The 24,257-nt window shown below is 34.9% G+C and carries 21 protein-coding genes and 1 tRNA gene; 7 read left to right on the top strand and 15 right to left on the bottom strand.

The features are described from left to right. Positions 1 to 3: 3 nt before the first annotated feature. A complete protein-coding gene (locus H7F21_RS13790; protein ID WP_185789880.1) occupies positions 4 to 396 on the bottom strand; it encodes an START-like domain-containing protein in 393 nt (130 codons plus the stop codon). Between the two features lie 128 nt (positions 397 to 524). Here H7F21_RS13790 and H7F21_RS13785 point away from each other — a divergent pair. After that, a tRNA-Met gene (locus H7F21_RS13785) sits at positions 525 to 598 on the top strand. A gap of 305 nt (positions 599 to 903) precedes the next feature. Then, on the top strand, positions 904 to 4,296 hold the full coding sequence (locus tag H7F21_RS13780; protein ID WP_185789879.1) for an amidohydrolase family protein: 3,393 nt from the start codon (positions 904 to 906) through the stop codon (positions 4,294 to 4,296). Positions 4,297 to 4,918: 622 nt separating this feature from the next. Here the strand turns inward: H7F21_RS13780 and hisS are convergent. Then, positions 4,919 to 6,301, bottom strand: coding sequence for a histidine--tRNA ligase (hisS, locus tag H7F21_RS13775; protein ID WP_185789878.1), 1,383 nt, complete (start codon positions 6,299 to 6,301; stop codon positions 4,919 to 4,921). A gap of 292 nt (positions 6,302 to 6,593) precedes the next feature. Between hisS and H7F21_RS13770 the strand changes: the two genes are divergently transcribed. After that, positions 6,594 to 7,835 (top strand): ABC transporter permease, encoded by a 1,242-nt coding sequence (locus tag H7F21_RS13770; protein WP_185789877.1) that lies wholly within the window; start codon positions 6,594 to 6,596, stop codon positions 7,833 to 7,835. Positions 7,836 to 8,014: 179 nt separating this feature from the next. On the opposite strand, the gene H7F21_RS13765 is transcribed toward H7F21_RS13770, so the two are convergent. The 5 genes from H7F21_RS13765 to rpsF all read right to left on the bottom strand — a co-directional run bounded on the left by H7F21_RS13765 (position 8,015) and on the right by rpsF (position 10,579). After that, positions 8,015 to 8,488 carry a DUF6495 family protein gene (locus tag H7F21_RS13765; RefSeq protein WP_185789876.1) on the bottom strand — a complete coding sequence of 158 codons (474 nt, stop codon included), beginning with the start codon at positions 8,486 to 8,488 and terminating at the stop codon, positions 8,015 to 8,017. A 51-nt stretch (positions 8,489 to 8,539) separates the two neighbouring features. Continuing rightward, positions 8,540 to 9,415 (bottom strand): glycerophosphodiester phosphodiesterase family protein, encoded by an 876-nt coding sequence (locus H7F21_RS13760; RefSeq protein ID WP_246431488.1) that lies wholly within the window; start codon positions 9,413 to 9,415, stop codon positions 8,540 to 8,542. A gap of 64 nt (positions 9,416 to 9,479) precedes the next feature. Next, the gene (gene rplI, locus H7F21_RS13755; protein WP_185789875.1) at positions 9,480 to 9,929 is read right to left on the bottom strand and encodes a 50S ribosomal protein L9; all 450 of its coding nucleotides are present in this window, start codon (positions 9,927 to 9,929) and stop codon (positions 9,480 to 9,482) included. A gap of 12 nt (positions 9,930 to 9,941) precedes the next feature. After that, positions 9,942 to 10,241: a 30S ribosomal protein S18 gene (rpsR, locus tag H7F21_RS13750; protein WP_185789986.1), complete on the bottom strand. Its 300-nt coding sequence runs from the start codon at positions 10,239 to 10,241 to the stop codon at positions 9,942 to 9,944. Further along, complete coding sequence (rpsF, locus tag H7F21_RS13745; protein ID WP_185789874.1) at positions 10,241 to 10,579, bottom strand: 30S ribosomal protein S6; 339 nt, start codon at positions 10,577 to 10,579, stop codon at positions 10,241 to 10,243. The genes rpsR and rpsF overlap by 1 nt, the downstream gene beginning before the upstream one ends. A gap of 200 nt (positions 10,580 to 10,779) precedes the next feature. Here rpsF and H7F21_RS13740 point away from each other — a divergent pair, with 200 nt between their 5' ends. Next, positions 10,780 to 11,475, top strand: a complete 696-nt coding sequence (locus H7F21_RS13740) for a LytR/AlgR family response regulator transcription factor (protein ID WP_076620930.1) — start codon at positions 10,780 to 10,782, stop codon at positions 11,473 to 11,475. Positions 11,476 to 11,700: 225 nt separating this feature from the next. Here H7F21_RS13740 and priA read toward each other — a convergent pair whose 3' ends face one another. Genes priA through nadC form a run of 4 tightly spaced genes read right to left on the bottom strand, consistent with a single transcriptional unit; the run spans position 11,701 to position 16,403 of the window. After that, complete coding sequence (gene priA / locus H7F21_RS13735; protein ID WP_185789873.1) at positions 11,701 to 14,154, bottom strand: replication restart helicase PriA; 2,454 nt, start codon at positions 14,152 to 14,154, stop codon at positions 11,701 to 11,703. Continuing rightward, a complete protein-coding gene (locus H7F21_RS13730) occupies positions 14,151 to 14,576 on the bottom strand; it encodes a DUF2147 domain-containing protein (protein ID WP_185789985.1) in 426 nt (141 codons plus the stop codon). The genes priA and H7F21_RS13730 overlap by 4 nt, the downstream gene beginning before the upstream one ends. Beyond that, positions 14,569 to 15,522 (bottom strand): YihY/virulence factor BrkB family protein, encoded by a 954-nt coding sequence (locus H7F21_RS13725; RefSeq protein ID WP_185789872.1) that lies wholly within the window; start codon positions 15,520 to 15,522, stop codon positions 14,569 to 14,571. Before H7F21_RS13725 ends, H7F21_RS13730 begins: the two co-directional genes overlap by 8 nt. Positions 15,523 to 15,545: 23 nt before the next feature. Beyond that, on the bottom strand, positions 15,546 to 16,403 hold the full coding sequence (nadC, locus tag H7F21_RS13720; RefSeq protein ID WP_185789871.1) for a carboxylating nicotinate-nucleotide diphosphorylase: 858 nt from the start codon (positions 16,401 to 16,403) through the stop codon (positions 15,546 to 15,548). A 173-nt stretch (positions 16,404 to 16,576) separates the two neighbouring features. Between nadC and rlmH the strand changes: the two genes are divergently transcribed. Beyond that, the gene (rlmH, locus tag H7F21_RS13715; RefSeq protein ID WP_185789870.1) at positions 16,577 to 17,050 is read left to right on the top strand and encodes a 23S rRNA (pseudouridine(1915)-N(3))-methyltransferase RlmH; all 474 of its coding nucleotides are present in this window, start codon (positions 16,577 to 16,579) and stop codon (positions 17,048 to 17,050) included. 115 nt (positions 17,051 to 17,165) lie between these two features. On the opposite strand, the gene H7F21_RS13710 is transcribed toward rlmH, so the two are convergent. After that, entirely contained in the window at positions 17,166 to 17,465 is a 300-nt protein-coding gene (locus H7F21_RS13710; protein WP_185789869.1) for an HPF/RaiA family ribosome-associated protein, read from the bottom strand. A gap of 154 nt (positions 17,466 to 17,619) precedes the next feature. Here H7F21_RS13710 and H7F21_RS13705 point away from each other — a divergent pair, with 154 nt between their 5' ends. Beyond that, positions 17,620 to 18,006, top strand: coding sequence for a thiol-disulfide oxidoreductase DCC family protein (locus H7F21_RS13705; RefSeq protein WP_185789868.1), 387 nt, complete (start codon positions 17,620 to 17,622; stop codon positions 18,004 to 18,006). A gap of 4 nt (positions 18,007 to 18,010) precedes the next feature. Here H7F21_RS13705 and H7F21_RS13700 read toward each other — a convergent pair whose 3' ends face one another. The 3 genes from H7F21_RS13700 to H7F21_RS13690 all read right to left on the bottom strand — a co-directional run bounded on the left by H7F21_RS13700 (position 18,011) and on the right by H7F21_RS13690 (position 23,610). Beyond that, a complete protein-coding gene (locus H7F21_RS13700) occupies positions 18,011 to 19,807 on the bottom strand; it encodes a glycoside hydrolase family 2 TIM barrel-domain containing protein (protein WP_185789867.1) in 1,797 nt (598 codons plus the stop codon). 82 nt (positions 19,808 to 19,889) lie between these two features. Beyond that, the gene (locus tag H7F21_RS13695) at positions 19,890 to 21,377 is read right to left on the bottom strand and encodes an ArnT family glycosyltransferase (protein WP_185789866.1); all 1,488 of its coding nucleotides are present in this window, start codon (positions 21,375 to 21,377) and stop codon (positions 19,890 to 19,892) included. 70 nt (positions 21,378 to 21,447) lie between these two features. Further along, on the bottom strand, positions 21,448 to 23,610 hold the full coding sequence (locus H7F21_RS13690; RefSeq protein ID WP_185789865.1) for a prolyl oligopeptidase family serine peptidase: 2,163 nt from the start codon (positions 23,608 to 23,610) through the stop codon (positions 21,448 to 21,450). Positions 23,611 to 23,673: 63 nt separating this feature from the next. On the opposite strand from H7F21_RS13690, the gene H7F21_RS13685 reads away from it, so the two are divergent. Next, positions 23,674 to 24,246: a non-canonical purine NTP diphosphatase gene (locus H7F21_RS13685; RefSeq protein WP_185789864.1), complete on the top strand. Its 573-nt coding sequence runs from the start codon at positions 23,674 to 23,676 to the stop codon at positions 24,244 to 24,246. Positions 24,247 to 24,257: the final 11 nt, after the last annotated feature.

Here is a 24,257-nt window from a genome sequence, read left to right as displayed (position 1 = left end):
GAGTTACCTTGAGCCTAAAACTTGTTTGAGACTAGAGATTTGATTATCCCAAAGCATTTTACCTTCATCAATTTCATCTTCTTCTGCAAAATCAGTGATCATAAGCGATACGTCCTTGGTGATTTCATCAACTTGAATGCGGATTTCGAAATAATATGAGGCTCCATCTTCATCATCGCTCAACCAGCGAAATTTAACCCGTTCACCACTTTTCTTTGTTAATAATTTAGCTTGTTCCTCTGAACCATCCCAAATAAAAGTAAACAACTCTCCTCGAGAATTCACGTTATCAGCAAACCATTCGGATAAGCCAGAAGGTGTGGATATATACTGGTATATAAGTGAAGGAGACGCTTGTATTACAAACTCCATTTCATATTTTTCTTTATCGTCCATATAAGCATTGTATTATTTGCTCAATATATACAATTTGGTACAATTAAAAACTTTAAACTAAAATTATTTTTTTAGAATCTTATGTTTGTTGTCGTTGAATTTGTTTTTATATTTGCAGCCGCAATAATGGCGAGGTAGCTCAGTTGGTTAGAGCGTCGGATTCATAACCCGGAGGTCTCGAGTTCAAATCTCGATCTCGCTACAGCAGTAAAAGTCTAATACGGAAGTATTGGACTTTTTTTATACGCTGCTGTAAAGCTTGCTTTATGAAGCATAAGTATAAAAATCAAAAATGCGAAGCATTTGCTTTTACTATTGTCAAGGCCATCAAAAAAGATTATATAAATCTCGATCTCGCTACAATATTAAAAGCTTGATGATATACATCAGGCTTTTTTGTTTGGTTATTATAAAGTCTTGGTTACGAAATCATTCTTACCTCAATTTAACATTCCTATATCATTAATTTCCTTATTTTTAAACACTTAATCCATTAACCAACCATACATGAAAAAATATATGTATTCAGGCATCGCTCTGCTCCTACTTTTCGCTTTCAATATTTCTGTAGCCCAAGAGTCAGAAAAAGTTAAAGACTCCACCAAAAAAGCAACAAAGGAATTGCCCTTGGAGCCCACGCGAAATGTCAAATTCACTACTGAAAAAGGCACTTGGATGTCCGTAGATGTAAGTCCCGATGGAAAAACCATCATCTTTGATATGATGGGAGATTTATATACCATCCCAGTCTCTGGAGGAAAAGCAATTAGGATTACCGAAGGTATGCCGTATGATGTACATCCAAGATATAGTCCTGATGGGAAAAGTATTCTATTTATTTCTGATAAAAGTGGTGGGGATAACCTATGGACGATGGATTTGGCCACTAAAGAACAGAAACAATTAACAAAGGATAAAGATAAGTATCATGTTTCTGCAGATTGGAGTCCTGATGGTGAGTACATTGTCGGAACACGTGGCAGAAGAAACATTAAACCATTTATAGTTCACAAAGATGGTGGTTCTGGTGCTAACTTATTAGCAAAACAGAAAGCTATCAAATACATAGATCCTGCTTTTAGCGCAGATGGAAAACATATTTATTTTTCAACTCGTAGAGGTGCTTGGAACTATAATGCGCAACTGCCACAATACCAGATCATGAGTTTTGATCGCGAAGATGCTGATACGGAAATGGTGACTTCCAGATATGGATCAGCTTTTACACCTACCCTTTCTGATGATGGAAATTGGATGGTCTATGGCAGTAGATTTGAAGAACATACAGGCTTAGTACTTCGTAATTTAAAAACTGGTGAAGAGCGCTGGTTAGCATATCCTGTGCAGCGCGACGATCAAGAATCCATTGCGCCACTCGGTGTTTTACCAGGTATGGCATTTACTCCAGATAGTAAAAATCTCATTGCTTCTTATGGCGGTAAATTATATAGTATAAGCATTAGTGATAACTCCGCTAAGGAAGTTCCTTTTTCAGTAGATGTAGACTTAGATTTGGGTCCAATGGTATCATTTAAATATCCAATCGATGATTCTCCAGAAGCTTTAGTAACGCAAATTAGAGACGCTAAACCATCTCCTGACGGAAAGCATATAGCATTTACCGCTCTTAACAGACTCTATGTTATGAGCTTACCCAATGGCACGCCTAAACGATTAACGAAGCATGATTTTACTGAAGCCATGCCAGACTGGTCTCCAGATGGCAAGCAAATCGTCTTTACCACATGGAAGTCTAATGGTGGTCATTTATATAAAGTCAACGCCTCAGGCAAAGGAAATCCGACACAATTGACAAAAGAAAGAGGTATATATACTAACCCTGCTTGGTCTTACCAAAGTAATCGCATCGCCTTTACCAAAGGTGCAGCTCAAACTTATGATGATGCCATTGACCCATTTAACGGTCGTGTTTATGAGGAATTAGCTTGGGTTTCTAGTGATGGCGGAAACATCACTGTAATTGACAAAACCAAAGGCAGAACGACACCTCACTTCACCAAAATTAACGATAGAATCTATCTTAATCATGGTAACAAAGGTTTAATTTCAATGCGTTGGGATGGTAGTGACGAAAAAGAACATTTAAAACTAACAGGAATAAAAACTTATGGTTCTTCGGACGTCTTTGGAAAAGATCATGAAACTGGAATGCCAACAAATGAAGAAGGTTGGAGAGAAAACAATAAAGGATCTAGACCAAGTGAAATCAGAATTTCGCCAGACGGCACTCATGCCCTAGCTAAAATCAATAATGACATATATTCCGTTATTATTCCCATGATTGGCACAACGCCTTCAATTAACTTATCAAAAGCTGAAAATGCAGCATTTCCAGCAAATAAACTGACCATAATTGGCGGTGAATTTCCTTCTTGGTCTTCTGACAGCAAGAAAGTGCATTGGTCATTAGGCGCAAGTCATTTTGCCTACGATTTAGCAAAAGGTAAAGCGTTTAAGGATAGTTTAGCCCTAGCTAAAAAACAAGAAAAAGAATTGAAAGCTGCTGAAAAAAAATCAGATTCCACCAAAACCGAAGATAAAAAGGAAAAGAAAAAAGATAAGCCTCAATTCAAAGCTGAAGAGTACAAAGTAAAAGTAACATATAAACGCGCTATTCCAAAAGGCTCTACGTTATTGAAAGGTGGACGTATAATCACCATGAATGGTAAGCAAGTCATTGAAAATGGCGATGTTTTAATTGAAAACAATCGTATTAAGAATATAGGTGCTTCTGGAAGTTTTGATGTCCCGAAAAACACCAAAGTAATTGATGTTTCAGGAAAAACAATAACTCCTGGTTTTGTAGATACGCATGCTCATATGTGGCCCAATTGGGGAATTCATAAAAATCAAGTGTGGATTTACTCCGCTAATTTGGCCTATGGCGTGACAACGACAAGAGATCCTCAAACAGCTACAACAGATGTTCTTACTTATGCAGATATGGTAGATGCTGGTATGATTCATGGTCCAAGAGTTTATAGTACAGGTCCAGGCGTAGGCTTTTGGGCTTATAATATTCAAAGTCTAGACCACGCGAAAGATATTTTAAAACAGTATAGCGAGTATTATAACACGAAAAGTATAAAAAGTTATATCGTCGGTAACCGCCAGCAAAGACAATGGTTAATCATGGCTGCCAAAGAATTGAAATTAATGCCAACTACAGAGGGTGGTCTTGATTTTAAACAAAATATGGTAAACATGATTGATGGTAATCCAGGTCATGAGCATTCGTTCCCTATATACCCATTATATGATGATGTTATTACAGTAGCGGCAGAATCCCAAATGGCAATTACTCCAACTTTATTGGTGAGTTATGGTGGTCCTTGGGCAGAAAATTACTTCTATTCAAGAGAGAACCCATACGATGATGCTAAAATGCAATACTTTACACCTTATGCAGAGTTAGCACAAAAATCAAGACGCAGACCAGGTTGGTTTAGGGACGACGAACATGTCTTTAAAAAACATGCCGAGTTTATGAAAGACCTTATTGAAGCCGACGGTATAGGAGGTATAGGAAGTCATGGTCAATTACAAGGTTTAGGCTACCACTGGGAACTTTGGGCTGTCGCAAGTGGAGGAATGAGTAATTACGATGCCCTGCGACTGGCAACTATTAAAGGTTGTGAAGCACTAGGTTTGGATAAAGATTTAGGTACGATAGAAGTTGGTAAAATTGCCGATATTTTAATCATGGAAAACAATCCTCTTGATAATCTGCGACATACAAACACCTTAACTCATGTAGTTAAAAATGGAATTGTATATGACGCCAATACATTGGATGAATTGGCTCCTGAAGAAAAGAAAGCCGATAAGTTTAATTGGCAAACCAAACGGCCTGAAAAATTACCTGGGATGAAAAACTAAGTGATTTACACAAATTAAAACGAAGCCATTACTTATAACGTAATGGCTTTTTTGTGCTGTTGTATGTGCTTTGACATAGAAGAGAATAACAAATCAAACCTAGAGATGTAATACAAAACCGTATAACCGCTTATATAGAAGCGCTTGAAATCCGTCATAAAAAATGTAGTAAAAATATAAATTTTATGTATTTCATCGTTTTTATTTGCATTTCATAGAGTAAAATGTATATTTGCTCTGTAATTGAGTCCCAAGCTAAAGTCATAAGCAACTGGTCCTAGATTACTATGATGGGATGGATTAAGCCTGACCTTACAGATCAAGGTGCCAGAACAATTTGTTCTAATACATCCAAATCAAGTAGCTATTCAATCGATTGAACTATATAATATATTAGGGTAATCGATTTATAAAAATAAGAATATTTCAGAGCGCGGTTACTCTGAATATGATGTTAGGAATTTATTCACCGGAACTTACATTATTAAGTTATATACTGTAAGCGGTTCAGTGGTAACTGAAAAAGTTCTAGTAAAGTGATTTGCCCCAAATCTATCTAAATTCTTAACCTACAAAAAGCCCTGAATTATTCAGGGCTTTTTATTTATATAAAATTGAGTGTTTACTGTAATGTACTGAGAAGTTCTTGAAGACCTAACTTTTCCTGAGCGCCAGTCTCCATATTTTTAAGTGCAAACATTCCAGACTTTAATTCTTCCTCGCCAACTAATACCACAAAAGGAATATGACGTCTGTTGGCATAGGTCATTTGCTTTTTCATTTGTTTACCAGAAGTAATCGCATCAGGATATATTTCGGCTTTTACTCCAGATTCTCTTAACTTAGATACAGCTTCTAAGGAAGCCATAGCTTCTTCACTACCAAAGCTTAAAAACAATACTTTAGTCGCTTCTGTAATTGTTTCCGGAAATAGTCCTAATTCTTCTAAAACTAAATAAATGCGGTCTAACCCAAAGCTTATGCCTACACCACTGGTGTCTGGTTTACCGAAAATACTGGTAAGATCATCATAGCGACCTCCTCCTCCAATAGAACCCATTTTTACATCCTCTGGAGCAGACACTTCAAAAATAGCACCTGTATAATAGTTAAGTCCTCTAGCCAAAGTGACATCGAGTTGCAATTTGGCCGTTTTCAATCCTAAGTTTGAAATAGCCGTATTAATGAACTCCAATTCTTCAATACCTTTTAAGCCAACCTCAGAAGCATTTAGAATAGACTTTAAACTTCCTACCTGATCACCAAAATCACCTTGTAACGAAAATAAAGGCTGAAGTTTAGAAATGCCATCCTCAGAAATACCTTTACTACGCATTTCATCTTTGACTTTCTCCTCGCCTATTTTGTCCAGCTTATCTAAAGCCACGGTGAAATCAATGAGTTTATCATGCGCATCAATCACTTCCGCAATACCCGAAAGAATTTTACGGTTATTGATTTTTATGGTGACGCCTTCTAATTTTAAAGACGTAAATACGGCATCATACAATTGTATAAACTCCACCTCTTGAAACAAGGATTTTGAACCTACCACATCCGCATCACATTGGTAAAACTCCCTAAAACGGCCTTTTTGTGGACGGTCTGCGCGCCAAACAGGCTGTATTTGATAACGCTTAAATGGAAACTCTATTTCGTTTTGGTGTTGTACCACATAACGTGCAAAGGGTACGGTAAGATCGTAACGAAGTGCTTTTTCAGAAATTTTTAATGCAATATTAGCTTCATTTTTTGCAATTAAATCCTCATCCGAAACCTTTCTCAAATATTCACCAGAATTCAAAATCTTAAAAATCAAACGATCGCCTTCATCACCATACTTACCCATTAAGGTCTCTGAATTTTCAAAACTTGGTGTTTCAATAGGTTGAAAGCCGTACAATTGAAACTGTCTCTTAATTGTTTCCATGATATAGGAACGTTTCGCAACCTCTTCTGCATTAAAATCTCTGGTACCTTTAGGAATACTTGGTTTTTGTGCCATGCTTACTTCTCGTGAAAACGGGAATCTCTTTTAGTGAAACTTATAATTTAATACGCTGTCATTTCGAGCGTAGTCGAGAAATCTCATCTAAAAAGACTTAGTGCTTGTTTAGACAATCAAACACTTCGACAGGCTCAGTGTGATAAATGAAATTGATGTAAAGTAATTTCATTTGTCACAAAAATATTATAATTTTTAGAGGCAAACCCAAGATATTTTGATTTTATAGTAACTTTATAGTGTTTAAGTAGTCTTATACTTTTAAACAGCTTAACTAACCTTTTGAAAAACTATGTTTTCACTCGCTAAAGAGAATATTAAAATTGCGTTTGGCTCAATTAAAAGTCAGTTACTTCGAACAATTTTAACGGTTTTGATTATTGCTATTGGCATTATGGCTCTTGTAGGTATTCTGAGTGGTGTTTCGGCTTTAGAAAATACCATATCGAGTAATTTCTCATCTATGGGCGCCAATACATTTAACTTTCAACGTTATGAGTTTACCAACCGACGCCAAAGCAGCAGAGAACGACAAAAAATAAACCCAGTAATAAATTATAGAAACGTTAAAGAATTCATAGACAATTATGATTACCCCTTTACTAAAGTAGCGGTATCCTTTACAGGAACTCGGGCTGCAGAAGTAAAATACGAAAACGCAAAAACCGATCCTGAAGTTTCTGTACTTGGTTCCAATGAGTACTTTATTGAGAATTCTGGTCTAGAAATTGAAAATGGACGTTCACTCAACTTTTTTGATGTAGAAAACAGCAACGCAGTTTGCGTTATTGGTAGCGATTTACAGAAAGCGCTTTTTCCTGAGGAAAATCCTATTGATAAAACCATAAGTATCAGAGGCTCTAAGTTTAAAGTTGTCGGCGTTTTAAAGGAAAAAGGTTCGACGTTTGGTAATAATCAAGATTTAAGGGTTATTATGCCTATACAAAAAGCGCGTTCTATTTTTACAAACCCTAACATTGATTACACGCTAAGCGTTAAAGTTGAAAAAAATGATATGTTAGAAGGTGCTCAAGAGGATGCTATTTTAACGTTTAGAAATGTTAGAGGTCTTAACCCTATTGAGGATAATGATTTTGGTATTGAACGTAGCGAAGATTTAATAAATCGAGTTGCAGAAAACACAAGTACACTTTACATAGCTGCTTGGATTATTAGCATCATTACCATCTTTGGATCCACCATCGCCTTAATGAATATAATGCTCGTTTCGGTAAGTGAACGTACCCGTGAAATAGGCGTAAGAAAAGCTTTAGGCGCTAAACGTAGAACCATTGCTTTTCAGTTCTTTATGGAAACCGTTATTATTGGTCAGCTTGGCGGGATTCTTGGAATATTGCTTGGTATTTTAATTGGCTGGGGCGTTTCCAAAGGTTTTAAATTAGAATTCTCAACACCATGGGTAGCTATGATTTGGGCTACGAGTATTGCCTTTATAGTCGCTGTAATTTCAGGGCTTTATCCCGCAACAAAAGCTGCAAGATTAGATCCGATAGAATCTTTGAGATATGAGTAAATGAAAACGGTTTTTATCTATATTAAAAATTACATTAGAAATATTTTTTTGGATGACGTGGATAAAGAATACGAGCAGCCTGACCCTTTTCGTAGAAAATTCCGGGAAAATAGTGACCCTGTAGAACGTATCAAAGAAAGACATCAGGAGTTTCAAGATTTTAATAAATACCGTTGATTTTACTGACGAATTAGTTTCTCAAAATATTGAAATAATTCACCTTTAGTGATATTAGCACCTTGCTGAATCAACTTAAAAATATCTAAATACTTATCATCTGTATAATCTTTTTTCGCATTAAAAAATTCAATACTATCAGATAATAGATTATCACGAAGCCACTGAAAACCTGCTTTTGTAGTTAAATCAATGTGATCTACTTTTAGTTTTAGCGCTATAAGATGCATATCTTTTTCTTTACATTTAAAAAGATGGATGTGATTTGGAGAAATATGCTCTAAATATTCGACTTTGCTTAACACACCATACCAAACCAAGTCACTAAAGACATCTAGTTCTTGCTCTGCAGCTTCAGGTTTGTTTTTTTTAATGCCCTCCCATTCGTCAGCTGTAATGGATTGAGTTGCCAAAAAATTAATGAATTCTTGGTGCAGCTCTTCAAATTGTTCTTTTGTTAGTCTTGCGTATTTCATGAAAAACTTCGATTTTCCACCTCGCACTAGGAGCGAGACCTCTCATTTTAATTAATTATTTATTGCTTTATAAGCCTTAAAAGGCCTATCTGTTGCTATGACATCAATGCCTTTATTCTTCCATTGTGCATAAAGCTCGTCTCCCCTAGCTTCGGCCTGTCTATCCAAGTTGCCAAGTGTTCCCAAAATGCAGACAATATCGTTTTTATGTAATCGCTCATACAGTGATGCATTAGATAATCGCGTTCCTGTAAAGGCCAACATATTTTCTACTGGAATATCGGTTTGTAGTAATCGATCGAACTCCTTGTGATTTCTAGCTGAGACTGACAGTAACAACTCTGGAGCTTCATTATACGCTGATTGTGCTTGTGCGACATCGTAAGTAATAATAATACTTATGTCTTCTGCATTTGCCTTTCTTATGGCTTCTATAACCTCTTTTTGATTGACACTTCGCTTTATATCGACCGTTAGAACAACATCTTTCGCCTTACACCATGCCAAAACTTCTGAAAAGAGAGGAATCTTAAAATTAGTTGGATTACCGTAATCATCAATAAGATGATAGTTCTTAAGTTCGTTATAGGTCTTGTTTTTTACCGAACCACTTCCGTTAGTTGTTCTGTCTATGGAATTATCGTGCATTAAGATTAACTGCCCATCTTTAGTCTGTGCTACGTCGATCTCGTAAATAGCTGAGATACTATCATTAATATATTGAAGGGTTTCTAGACAATTTTCGGGATATTTTTTAAGTCCTTTACCGCCTCGATGCACGCTAATATTTGGATAACCCGAGTTTGAAGCCTTAAAAACTTCAATAAGCTTGGATGTTGTTGTTTCGGTAATATCTTCGGCAGTTTTAGAGTTTTTACACCCTAAAAAACCAACAAGAAGGATAACATATATAAATTTATTCATCATATAAATTTCAATAAAAAAACCGCTTAGAGAACTAAACGGTTTTATACTATTTTAAAGATAAAGGTTATTTCTCCGCAACTACCTCAAATGGTAAGTCCACAGTAACCTCTCTATGTAATCTGATAACCGCATTATACATACCTAAACGCTTTACATTACCACCAATTACATTGATATATTTCTTATCAACTTCATGACCTGATTTTTGTAAAGCTGCAGCTAGATCTATATTATTTACAGATCCAAAAAGCTTATCGCCTGTACCCACCTTAGAAGCTATCTTAACTTCTAATTCGGCAAGGGCATCAGCAGTTTTCTGTGCTTCAGCAATTATTGATTTTTCCTTATAAGCTCTTTGCTTTAATGTTTCTGCCAATACTTTTTTTGCAGAAGCCGTAGCCATTACAGCCTGTCCTTGAGGAATTAAAAAATTTCTACCATAACCGTTCTTAACTGTTACAATATCGTCTTTAAATCCTAAATTTTCAACGTCTTGTTTTAATATAAGTTCCATTGTTATGATATTTTATTTTAATAAATCTGCGACATATGGCATTAAAGCTAAGTGTCTAGCTCTTTTTACCGCTACAGATACTTTTCTTTGGTACTTTAAAGATGTTCCTGTTAAACGTCTTGGCAATAATTTACCTTGTTCGTTTACGAAACTCATTAAGAAATCTGAATCTTTATAATCCACATACTTTATACCAGACTTTTTAAAGCGACAATATTTCTTTTGCTTAGTAGTCTCTATGTTTAAAGGCGTTAGATATCTAATTTCTCCGTCCTTTTTTCCTTTTGCTTGTTGTTCTATAGATGACATAATTACGCTTTTTGTTTGTTTCTATCTCTTCTCTTATCAGCCCAGGCAGCAGCGTGCTTGTCTAATTTTACAGTTAAGTAACGCATAAAACGTTCATCACGTCTAAACTCTACTTCTAATTGTTCAATGGCTTCTCCAGCAACATTGTAATCAAATAAGTGATAAAAACCACTTTTTTTGTTTTGGATCGGATAAGCTAACTTCTTTAAGCCCCAATCTTCTTTGGCGATCATCTTTGCTCCTTTAGAAACGAGGTAATCCTCATATTTCTTTACTGTCTCCTTTATCTGATCTTCAGATAAAACGGGATTTAAGATGAAAACAGTTTCGTAACGATTCATAAAAATTTATTTGTTTATTGTTAAAACGGCTGCAAAAATAAGCATTATTTCTAATTCTGGCAACGTTTTATAGCCTAAAATTGCAAAGAAATTAGTCTTTAAAAATCAGGTTTGCTATTACACTTTGTCGGTAAAATTTGTTTTTTAACCGAAATTATTGTACTATTGTCGATATCTTAACCTAATAAAATATTAATGTTATGACTTTAAACTGTGTAGTTGTTGATGATTCTGCGATTCAGCGCCTCTCCATTGTAAAGTTAATTGAGAATCATTCTTCACTTAACCTTATTGCGGAGTATAGCAGTGCGTTAGAAACAAAAAACGGTCTTAATACACATAAAGTAGATCTTATCTTCTTAGATATAGAGATGCCTGTATTAAACGGTTTTGAACTCTTAGATGTACTCAACAACAAACCCCAAATTATTTTTGTTACCGGTAAAACCGAATATGCTTTTAAAGCATTTAATTACGATGCTACCGACTATCTTCAAAAACCAATCACAAAAGAACGTTTTAATACTGCCGTAGAAAAAGCTATTGAGCAGCATAAATTGAAACTAGATTTCAACGAAACGGATGGTGAACACATTTTTGTGAAGAGTAACCTTAAAAAACGTAAAGTATATATTAAGGATATTAAGTGGATTGAAGCTTTAGGCGATTATGTGAAAGTCGTAACAGAAGAAAACAGCCTAGTAGTATTATCTACTATGAAAGCTTTTGAAAAGGAATTGCCAGAAGGAAAATTTTTGAGAATTCATAAATCTTATATTGTGAATTTAGATAAAATTGATCGCTTTAATAGTAAAAATGTTGAAGTTGGCGCTTACGAAATTCCATTGAGTCGAAATAAAAAGACACAATTGGTTGATGCTTTGAATAATATGTAAAATATTAGTTTTTCATTTAAAGCATTACATTATAGATCATTAGAATCCTGAGCAGAAATGCTCGGGATTTTTTTTGTTCTAAGTATTAGTCACTTTGAGTGATTTTTTTCGTAATTAAAGAATAAAATTTTGTTCAGAGAAGTCAGACTAAAACTCAAAAAAAGTTCTCGATACAATTTTCTTCGAAAACCACTCGAACTGACATCTGACTAAATTTATGCGTTGCTAGTAATTATCTACATTGATTATCACTCTCACAGACCTGAAGTCTTTAACTGCATTAAAGCTATTATCAATCTTTTTTATAGCTTCTTTTGTTTTTGCTAAAGATTGCTTCTGTGGAATTTTTACTAAGATATTTTTGTTATATAAATTACGAATTCTCGAAATTGCCGGAAATTCTGGACCTAACACATTCGCCTTAAAAACCTGCCGTAATGATTTGGCGTACCAGTCTGCTGCCAAATTAACTCTATTGTAATCCTTATGCTTGAATGTGATTTTAATTAATCTGTAAATTGGTGGATATTTATAGTTGTAACGATCATTCATCTGCTCGGAATACATCTCTTTAAAGGAATTTGTAGACACTTGCTGCAAAATATTATGATGCGGATTATAGGTCTGGATCAAAACCTTTCCTCTTATATCGGTTCGTCCTGCTCGACCTGATACCTGAGCCATCAATTGATAACTGCGCTCATGTGCTCTAAAATCAGGAAAGTTCAATAAATTATCTGCATTCATAATCCCGACTAATTTTACATGTCTAAAATCTAGACCCTTGGTTAGCATTTGCGTACCTACCAAAATATCGACTTCACGCTGCTCAAAACTATTGATGATTTTTTCGAAACCAAATTTACCACGCGTGGTATCCAAATCCATACGAGCGACTTTCTTTTCTGGAAATAATACCTTAACCTCTTCTTCTATCTGTTCTGTACCAAATCCTTTAGTATCTAAAGTATGACTGCCACATCCTTGACAACGTTTTAACATTGCAGAATTATAACCACAGTAATGACATCGCAATTGATCTCTGTACTGATGATAGGTTAAGCTAACATCACAATTTGGACATTGTGGTGAGTTACCACAGGTTGTACATTCTACAATAGGAGAAAATCCTCTACGGTTCTGAAATAATATAATTTGAAAACCTTGTTCTAAAGTGTCGGTCATCTCTTCTATTAATCGATCAGAAAAATGACCTTTCATACGTTTGCGCTTGTATTTATCGGCCAAATCCACCAATTCAATATCGGGCATCAGTACATTATTATAGCGCGTATTTAATTCAATTAAGCCATATTTACCTTGACTAGCATTAAAATAGCTTTCTAAACTAGGTGTTGCCGATCCAAGTAATGTTTTAGCCATGTGCATATTTGCTAATACTATAGCGGCATCTCTGGCATGGTAACGTGGCGCTGGATCAAATTGTTTGTAGGATTGCTCATGTTCTTCGTCAACAATGATTAAGCCTAAATTATTGAACGGTAACAATAGCGAAGAGCGTGCTCCTATAATAACTTGAGCTTTTTCAGAATTATTGAGCATATTATTCCAAACTTCAACACGTTCATTACCAGAATAGCGACTATGAAACACGGCGACTTTATCTCCAAAATAATCCTGTAAACGATGTACTAATTGCGTTGTCAGAGCTATTTCCGGTAATAAGTAAAGTATCTGCTTACCTTGCTCCAGTTGCTTTTGAATGAGCTGAACATAGATTTCAGTTTTTCCTGATGATGTTACTCCATGCAATAATGCTACTGATTTTGACTGAAACGTTGTTTCAATTTCCTTAAAAGCCTGCCGCTGTGCTTCATTCAAGGTTTTAGAATCCGCATCACCATCACCTTCAAATTGAATGCGATCGGTTTGAATATGATATTCCTCTAAAATCCCTTTATCTATAAGCGCTTTTACAATAGCCGACGACGTACCACTTCGTTCTACCAATTCTGAAACTTTTATGGGTTTATTATCTGAAGCTTCTAAGGCAAATAGGGCTAAAATAACTTCACGCTGTTTTGGTGCTCTACTTAGTATTTCTAAAAGTTCTTGTAGTTTTTCCTCCGACTTATGATTATTATGAAGTTTTACGTAACGTACCAACTTCGGTTGATACTTTTCGTAAAGTTCTTCTTGCAGATGCAGCACACCTTTTTCAACCAAATTCTTAATAACAGGTAGTACACGTTTTTTATCTAAAATAGAAACGACATCTTGAATTTTTAATGATGACTGATAGTTTAAGGCCTCATAAATTAAGAATTCGTCATCTTTTAATTCTGAATCTTTAATTTCGATCTGTTCATTTTTAGAAATAATGGTTTCACTCTCGAGTATAAAAGCATTAGGCATAGCAGCACGCATAACTTCCCCCAAACTGCACATATAGTAGTTAGCAATCCATTCCCAATGTTTAAGCTGAATTTCACTTACTACTGGTCTGTCATCCAAAATTTGATGAATCGTCTTGGCCTCATAAGACGTTGGTGCCGTATTATGAATATTATAAGCTAAGGCCGTATAGATTTTACTTTTACCAAATGGCACTGCCACACGCATCCCTAATTTAAGGAACTGTGCTTCGGCTGCGGTAATGTGATAAGTAAAGGCTTTCTGAAGCGGAATAGGTAATATGACGTCTAAAAAGTAAGTCACTCGCTAGCGCGTTTCCAATATTGGGTCTTGTAAAAAAATGCGACATAGCCGCGCACTTGTAAAGTATCTTTTTCGTCATCAAGTTTTAGACGACACGAATAAACTTTGCCATTTTCTGGATTAAGAATGGTGCCATCATTGTAAACATCATCATCTTTTTCTAAGCTTTCAATAATTACCATACCGAGAACAGGTTTATCTTTCTTAGAGCCATCACATTTACTACATAAAGGATTCTTCTGTTTAGGATTTATAAGCTCTATGATTTTACCGTAGACTTTTCCGTCTTTTTCATAAATTTCAACGATCGACTTTTCCTTACCTGTCTCATCATCAATAGTCTTCCATTTGCCAAAGATGCTTTGGGCATTCATACCGTTAATACTTAGCACCAATACTATTATTAAAACAAGTTTATTCATCATAACGATTTATCTTTCTTAGTCGCCTTAGCGAGGCATTCAATTCATAGCCCAGCAACAAAATATTAGAGTTTAACCATAAGTACAATAACAATATCAATAACGCTCCAATAGAGCCGTATAGTTTATTATACTGAGAAAAATTATCTATGTATACACCAAATAGATATGATGTTAAGATGATCAGTAATGTTGTCAATAATGCACCTACGGAGAAAAATCGAGTATGTCGTCCCTCTTTCGTTCCAAAATAATATAAAGTCGCTGTTGCCAAGTACACCATGATGACAAAGAACATGTATTTCGCAAAAACAATCCAACCCACACCGTTATCATTATTCTTTAGAACCTCACCGCTGAAACTTTCATAAATTGGGCCAAGTATATAAATTTGAAAATACCCAAATACAGCAACGGTGAGCAATACTAAAATTGCTAAAATCAGAGCTATACCTAGCGCATACATGTATTGCTGAAACACATTACGGGTTAACTGTTCGTGATACGAATTTTCAAAACCTGAAAATACCGCATTTACACCATTTGCCATCAACAACATGGATAGCAAAAAAACCGAAGACACTAAACCAGCTCCTGCTCCACCACTGATATTATCAAAAATATTAGAGAAGAAAAAATCTGAGGTTTGGGGTGGTAAAAACGAATTTAGAAAATCTAAAAACTCCTTTTGAAAATTATCGATAGGAATGTAAGGAATTAAAATAATGACAAACAATAAAAACGGGAAAATAGCCGTAAAAAAACTAAAGGCAATCGCACTGGCTCTTGTCGTCAAAGCACCTTTAACAATACCCATTGCATAGAGTTCAAGTAAGTCGTAGATAGATAAACCTTCAAACCCAGGTAATCTAATTTGCTTAAAAAAGCGAACTAATAAATTAAGTATGGGTATTTTTTCGAGCTTGTCTTCAATAGGCTTGGTCATTAATTTTTAGATTGTTAGATTTCTTAGACTGCTTTTAGGCTCAAATCCATATTATAAACAGAATGTGTTAACGCTCCAGATGAAATATAGTCCACACCACACTCTGCATAATGTCTAACCGTTTTTTCATTAATTCCACCTGAAGATTCTGTTAGACATTGATCTCCAATGAGTTTAACAGCTTTGCGTGTATCATCATAGTTAAAGTTATCTATAAGAATACGATAAACACCGCCACAGCCTAAGATTTCTTTGATTTCTTCTAAATTTCTCGCCTCTACAATAATTTTTAAATCGCGATTGGTATCTTTTAAGTATTGTTTTGTTAGACTGATGGCTTTTGATACACCTCCAGTAAAATCGATATGATTATCTTTTAACATGATCATATCATAGAGTGCAAATCGGTGATTCTCACCTCCACCAATTTTTACGGCCCATTTTTCTAAAGCCCTAATACCTGGTGTGGTTTTGCGCGTGTCTAAGATTTTGGTTCCTGTGCCTTCCAATAAATCTACAAATTTCTTGGTTTTGGTCGCAATTGCACTCATACGCTGCATGGCATTCAACACCAAACGTTCTGCTTTAAGAATGGATTGTGATGCACCTTTCACATAAAATGCAATATCTCCATATTTGACCTTACTCCCATCTTCGATTAAGGTTTCCACTTCCATATTGTCATCAACATAAGCAAAAACTTGTTTGGCAAATTCGATACCAGCAATAATACCCTCATCTTTTACCAAAAGTTTTGCCTTTCCCATGGCTGAATGAGGAATGCAAGCTAAAGAACTATGATCACCATCACCTACATCTTCTCTAATGGCATTTGCTATAATTCCTTCTATTTCTTTATCGAATTGTTCTTTTGAAATCATGTCACCTTTTATTTACTGTAAAAATAGGAATTGAAATTTTAAAACTTAAATAATTCTGAGTTCAGTTCGAGCGAATTTATAAGTAAAACGAATAAATTTGTATCGTGAACTATTAAAACAAAACTTTTCGATACGATTCCGACAATTCTGAATCCCTTGAAGTGACAAAACACATGAATATAAAACTCATCACCATAGGTAAAACCGACAACAAAAATCTTCAATCTTTAATTGAAGACTATACCAAAAGACTTAGTCACTACATTCGGTTTGAGTTTGATATCATTCCAGATTTAAAAAACGTAAAAAACCTTTCCGAAGCTCAGCAAAAAGAGAAAGAGGGTGAACTTATTTTATCTAAAACTCAAAAATCTGATGTACTCATTTTATTGGATGAAAATGGAAAACAAATGGATTCTGTTGCTTTCTCTAGTTACCTACAAAAACATATGAACTCAGGAATTAAGACCTTGATCTTTGTTATTGGTGGTCCTTACGGATTTTCAGAAGCTGTATATAAAAGGGCCAATGAGAAGTTAGGCATGTCTAAAATGACCTTTTCGCATCAGATGGTACGCTTGTTCTTTATAGAGCAATTATATAGAGCATTTACTATTTTAAGAAACGAACCTTATCATCATAGGTGAACTTGTTTTATTAGAAAAATTAAAGAGGGCTTACAATTTCAAAGAACGAACCCAATCTTTCCTTATAAAATCGTAAACCCCTTAATATAAACGTCGGAACGTTTTAACCTAATAATTAGTATGTTTTAAAAACTTCTTTTCTTTTTTTCAGCTGACGTGTTAAATCGCTAATTGTGGCGTTAACCGCCATTTCGTAGGCAGCCTCATTAGATGTGGCAAAAATACGTGGTCCAGGTAAACTTAATTCTATATTACAAATTTTACCTGCATCATGATCTTTATCATCGTGTTTTATATAAACTTGAGCTGATATTAAAAACTCAAATTTATCTGCTAATTTTTCTAATTTTTCTCTTGTAAACTTTGATAACGTTTCACTTACATCCGTGTTTACATATTGAAAATTTACCGTCATAATCTTACTTGTTTTAATTAATAATTCCTATCTCTAAGATACGATTTTTAAAGCTGCTTAATACTGATAATTATCATAAATAATCCCTAAAATTAAAGATGATATGAAAGTTTAAAACCTTGTACACGTCTATTGATTTATAAACAAGCATATTATGGAAAATCAACCGAAAAAAGATATTATAATTTTTGATGGCGAGTGCAACCTGTGCAACGGGGTTGTCGGTTGGTTATTGAAGTTTGCTCCAGAAGACCTATTTCAATTTGTACCCTTTCAATCTAAATATGGACAAGAACTGTTAACGCAATACGGTTTTCCAACACTACATCTTGATACTGTCATTCTTATCGATGAGAATGGCGTAAAAACACATTCTGATGGATTCCTAAGCATTGTTTCAAAAATACCTAAATGGCAACGCGTCGCAGCACTTTTAGCCTTTATCCCAAGAATGATTCGAGATTATATTTATAAAACCGCATCTAAAAATCGGGTAAAATGGTTTGGGCAATCTAAAAGTTGTACTATTGATTTTAGATAGTGCTTTACTCAAAAACTACGTCATCTATATAAATGGTTTGTGGGTGTCCATAACTACTGGCAAAAAGCACCAATCCCGAACGAATACAACTTAAATCTAAGCGTTTTGTCTTAATAGTATATTTTTTCCACTCAGACGTCAGCTTTATTTCCACGGACTTAATAGCGGTATCAGGAAAAGGTTTGTCATTGTCTATTAAACCAAAACCAAGTTTTGCGACAACGCCATCAAATTTTGATTTGGCCCAAAAACTAAAGGTTTTGGCTTCACTAATGTTATAACCTCCAAGAATATCTCCCCAATCGTTTGCTGGATCTACAAATGCAATACCATACCAACCGCTTCGTTCCTTATATGTTATTCTAATAGCCGTCTCTCCTGAATACACATCATTTGTATGGTTAAGATCAACATTTAGGGCTTTATAATTTCCCATATACCCTGATGGGAAATATGACAAATCTTCACTCTCTTTGTATACATAAAAAGGCAAATCAACTTTTGGTACTTTATATACTATTGCCTTTGCTTTTTCATCAATGACCTGAATCGAACTTGAGGCAATACCAAGATTATTGTAACTGTCCTTAACATTAACATAGATTTTAATAGCACCGTCCTCTTCTGGCAATTGAACTTCAAAACCATCTGAAAGATTACCACGATGATTAAGTGTTAGTATTTGGTTACGACGTTTTCGGCTACCTGTTCGCTGATTATAGGAAAAACTCACATCTAGCTTCTCATTTTCAACATCAGAAACCATTAATTCTACAGAAATCCATGTTCCGCTTTTAAACTCGCCATCGGGTAATACAAAAGCATCCACCTTTGGCACGTTATTTCGAGGCTTCTTACCAGTAAAAGCCTCTCTAATCGCCCAATACGGCGGTCTGGTATAACTATTTACATGTGTAGCCAACCACACACTCCCAAATTCAGGTCCATTATTGTAATGAAAAACATACACACCTAAACAAGAGGGCTTATTAGATATCCATTCTCTATAGCCTTTAACAATCGTCTCATACTTTTCTGAGTCAGAAGGTTCAATCTTAATACCATTCTTATCAGATGGTAAATCCCATTCTCCTGTGACACCAAATTCAGTAATGATATAGGGTTTATCAATATTTCGTTTATCCATTTCATCTTGAAGAAAGTTGACTCCCACTCCATAACTATTAAGCCCATATATATCGATTGAGGGTACATACTTTTGCCACCACTCTAAGCCAAACGTCCAAGCTTCGATAGAAGTTATTGGATGATTGGGGTCTAAGGCTTTTATATTACTACAAACACGCTCTAAAAACTTAGAGTACGCCAACTTCTCCTCATCTGTTGCCGTGTTTATATAAACCTCATTGGCTACGCCCCAAGTTAAAACTGCTGGATGGTTTTTATAAGTTTCTACTGTTTTTATGGACGTCGTATACATGGCTTCCATACCCTCTTTATCTTTGAGATAATCAAAATGATCATCATCTTCCATACCTGGTCTTCCATGGCGCATCCAGATGCCAACCATGACTTTAAATCCATGTTTTTCAGCTGCATCTAATAATTGCAGCGTGTTTTTACCTGTGGACCAAGTTCTTATGGTATTAACGCCTAAAGACTCTAAATCTTCAAAGTATGTATCGTAATTCTTAACGTCTTTATCATAACCAAAAGTCACCCCTTTAATATCGAATGGTTGACCATCCACTTTGAGTATCCAATTATTTTGAATCTTCTCTATTTGAGTTTGGGAAAAAGAAAATAGTGATATAAAAACTAAAATGGCAAAGAGTCTCATAGCTTAGGTTTTTTTATAAAAATAACCTAATTAACTTAGAATAATTAAGCTCTTATTTAAACCTTAACAAAAAGTGTAGATGTTAGTCGAAAATGTACGGCTCATAAGCTTTCCACCATGCCTCTATATCTACTTTAGGATTTCTGCAGATATAAAGCGGAATATCATGCTCTTCACCAATAGCATATTTATGAGTTATAATTTTTACCAATTCCACATCTTCAAAGACATAATCAACCGCTGGTTCTTCATTACCTAAACTAATCCAAACCTTTGCATTCTTATTACCAAACCCCCAAGTCCAAAAACTCCCGTGACGGCTTATTGGATTAGGCAGATTATATTGCTTGCCTAAAATTTTTAGAGCACCTGCTTCGCCATAGTTTTCAGCCCAAAGTACACAATTATCCTTTTCTATTGCAGTTAAAGTATTATACACACTATCTACCAGCTTTGCCTGTTCTTCCCAACCAAACATATCTGCATAATCACCTGTAAGTTCAATACGCCCATCTTCTTCTTCTAAACTTCTATATTCTACGAAAGCATCTATTGGTAAGATTGGTGTGGCTTCTGGAATGAAGTAGATCATTGGCAATAATACTGAAACAGCTATTACATAAACCAGATTCGGTCGTTTTACGAATAGACTCTCAAGGAAAACAGCACCTGCTGAAAACAACACTGGATATAAAGGAAAAATATAATAGGTCTTTGCACCCATAAACCACATAGTCGCAAAAATGACTAAACAACTTATTCCTAAAAACTTAAATTCTCTGAGTTTTTTACTAAAAAACAAACCTATAAAACCACACAAAAACAAAATAAATGGTGGCGTAATTTCCAATTGGTCCAAAATGAAACTCCAGAGGCTTATACCCTCCAATTGACTTTCATTTAAACGTTGCATATGCCTTAATAGTGGGAAATCATTTTGAAATTGCCAGATGATGTTTGGAAGAAACATCAGTAAAGAAATAATTCCGGAAATATAAAGCCATTTGTTCTTGAAGAGTCTTGCTTTGTTATAGAATAATAAACCCACAAAGATACCCAAAGCCCACACGAGCATGGTGTATTTATTCAGTAAACCAAACCCGAGTGTTATTCCCAATAAAATGAGGAACTTCTTGTTTTTAGAATTCACAAATTTTATCAAAAAATAAAATCCTAGTACCCAGAATAATTGATCAAACGCAACCGGTTGAAACAAGGTGTGATTTCTATAAAATGGAATAAATGCCAAAACACAGATACCTGCTAGGAGAACAGCTCTAAATTTACCTCCTAGTTCCTTAGCCATTAAGCAACATAATATCAAAATAGACACTCCAGCCAGTGTAGAAAATAAACGAACACCAAGAATATGATAATCGAACAACCAATACGATAGTTTACCAATAAAGGCTATAAAAGGAGGAAACTCCATAAATCCCCAAGCCAAGTGCTCGCTTACCGAAAGATGTAATAATTCATCGCGATGAAACCCATAATTATGATTGCCAATCCATTGAATAATAAACTTTATAAGAGCTAGAACAAAAATGATTGGGATGTATTTTTTCATAAAATTAGATAAACTTGACTGCCTTATAAGCTTTTCATATTAAACATACCATACTTGAGGAACTATAAATTTAGTAAATTTTGATTCCCAGTTGATCAAATAAAAACGAATATTTATGCAGTAATTTATATGAAAAATCTTTAGTATTCAAAGCACCTCCATGCCCAGAACCATTGACTACATATAATTGATATAAAGAGGTGTCGCTTGCTTTTTCTTGTAATGTTGCCAAAAACTTATACGAATGGAAAGGGGGAACCCTGTCATCTTCAGCACCAGTGATGAGCAGTACATTAGGGTATTTTACACCTTCTTTTATATTATGCAAAGGTGAGTAAGATTTTAAATTATCATAGTCTTCTTTATTCTCAATAGAACCAAACTCATTAGCATTAGTGTTTACAGAACCTACAGTGAACTTTTCAAAGCGTAACATATCAAAAGCTCCAGCCTCAGCAATTGCGACTTTGAACAGTTCAGGTCTTTGAGTAATTGTAGCGCCAACTAACAATCCTCCATGAGAACCGCCATTAATTGCTAGTTTATCGCTATTGGTATATTGCTCCGAAATTAGATATTCGGCACCCGCAATAAAATCGTCAATGGCATTTTGCTTATTTAATTTACGACCGGCTTTACCCCATTCACTGCCCTTAGCTCCTCCTCCTCTAACATTTGGAACAGCCAGAATTCCGCCGTGTAATAACCATAGGGTTAATGACTCATTAAAATCTGGTGACACAGTAAAACCATAGCCACCATAGCCATACATCAATGTCGGATTATCACCTTTCAGTTTTGTGCTCTTTAGACATGTAATATACATTGGTATATCCGTACCATCTTTAGATTTGTAAGTTACATATCTAGTTTCTAAGTCTTCGGCGTCGTAAGGAACAGAAATAACAGCTGCAGGCTTAAATGTCAAATCCGAGAGTGATAGTTGATACCAAATTCTAGGATGATAAAAAGAGGATATACTAAAATCAGTATGCGTAGCGTCATCGTCATTCTCATAAAAATCATTTAACTTTTTACCTTCAGGAAAATCAATTTTTCTTAAAAGTTTGCCCTCTAGATTATATATTAAAACTGAGTTTTTGCCTTTGTCTGAATAAATACAAGCTATTTTTTCTTTTCCTAGTTTATTGACATTGGTTAACAAAATATCATACTCGGGAATTATTTCTACCACCTTATTCAACTGACTTATGTCAGCTGCTAATACACGTCCATTAGCAGCATCCCAATTTGTATTTAAAAATACTTTATCACCAAAAACCGCTTCAATAGTTACGTAAATATCTTTCGAATTTGGGTAAAGTAAAAACTTCGACAAATAAAAGGATTGTGGAAGAATATTACCAATAGACAAGGCTTTATAGGTCTTCCCTCTAACCTTATAAAAATGTTTAAAAAACAGCTTACCTCCTAATTTAAAATATCTGAAATCATTGGTGCCAGTTGTATCAGGATTCTGATATAGTAATCTATCTTCGGATTGCCAAGTCCCTAATTTATGACGAAATAATTTTTGCCCTTTCGCTTTATCCAACAACTCCCTACCTTTTTCTGGTTTATCATAGGCATCATAAATAAATTCATCTTCTTCCCAAAACAAATTACTACCAACTCTTAAATTCATTAATTTATCTGGTAACTGTTCTCCTGTTTTTAGATTATAAAAGTAAACTTCCCTCCAATCACTTCCGTTATGAGACATTTCAATAGCGATTAAGTCATAATCTTCATTAGTATACGTATCAGTAATGCTTACATGGTCATCTTTATCTAATTGGAAGTCCTTAATATAAACCAACTTTTTATAGTGCTTTTCTCCCCGCAACCTATATTCCAAATTTGGAAAACGTCTTGATGTAACGTACTTATCCCTAAACTGGTATTTACTTTTTACACTGTCGACCGTTTCTTTGTAATGATCCTTTTTTTCTGCGAATGTATTATTATACATAGATGCTATTTGACTGCTCAAACTGATAGCATTGACCCGTTTTTTCCATTGTTGGTCTGTTAACTTTTTTTGAGATTTCAACCAATCAGCAAGCCTTGGATCATTAGGGTTTTCCATCCACTGATATGGATCCTCAATAGTTTCACCAAAATAGACATTGGTAGTTAAATCTTTCGAAGCTTTTGCATACCTGTACTTTCTTTGGGCATTGCCAATAACAACCACACTAAACATTAAAACAATAGAAAAAAGACGCGTCATTTATTAATTTTATTTATTTTCAGGATAAATATAAATCTATTTTTAAGTTTTAAAAGTTTACATATGCAACTCGTCTTCGCTACAAATAATAAAAACAAGCTCAAGGAGGTCCAAGCGATTGTACCTAAGCATATTAGACTGTTAAGCCTAGAAGACATTATGTGTATTGAAGATATACCCGAAACGCAACCTACCATTGCCGGTAATGCTATACAAAAGGCAGAATACATTAAAGCCAATTATGGCTACGACTGTTTTGCCGACGATACCGGTTTAGAAGTTGAAGCTCTAAAAGGTGAGCCTGGTGTGTATTCCGCACGTTATGCTGGTCACCAACGCGATGCTGATGATAACATGAATAAATTACTAACAGAACTTGAAGATAAAACCTCTAGAAAAGCCCAATTTAAAACAGTTATTGCCTTGCATCTCAATGGAAGACTTGAAACATTTACAGGAATCTGTATTGGGGAAATCACTACAGAAAAAGCAGGCGATAAAGGCTTTGGCTACGATCCTATATTTAAACCAAATGGTTTTGAAGAAACCTTTGCTCAAATGGATTTAGAGCTTAAAAATAACATTGGGCATCGCGGAAAGGCAATGGCACAGCTCATACAATTTTTAAGTAAATAATGAGATTCCTA

Source organism: Winogradskyella flava (assembly GCF_014243395.1).
Classification (GTDB): domain Bacteria; phylum Bacteroidota; class Bacteroidia; order Flavobacteriales; family Flavobacteriaceae; genus Winogradskyella; species Winogradskyella flava.
The sequence above is the reverse complement of the archived record's forward strand: the minus strand, read 5'-3'. Positions and strand labels throughout refer to the sequence as shown.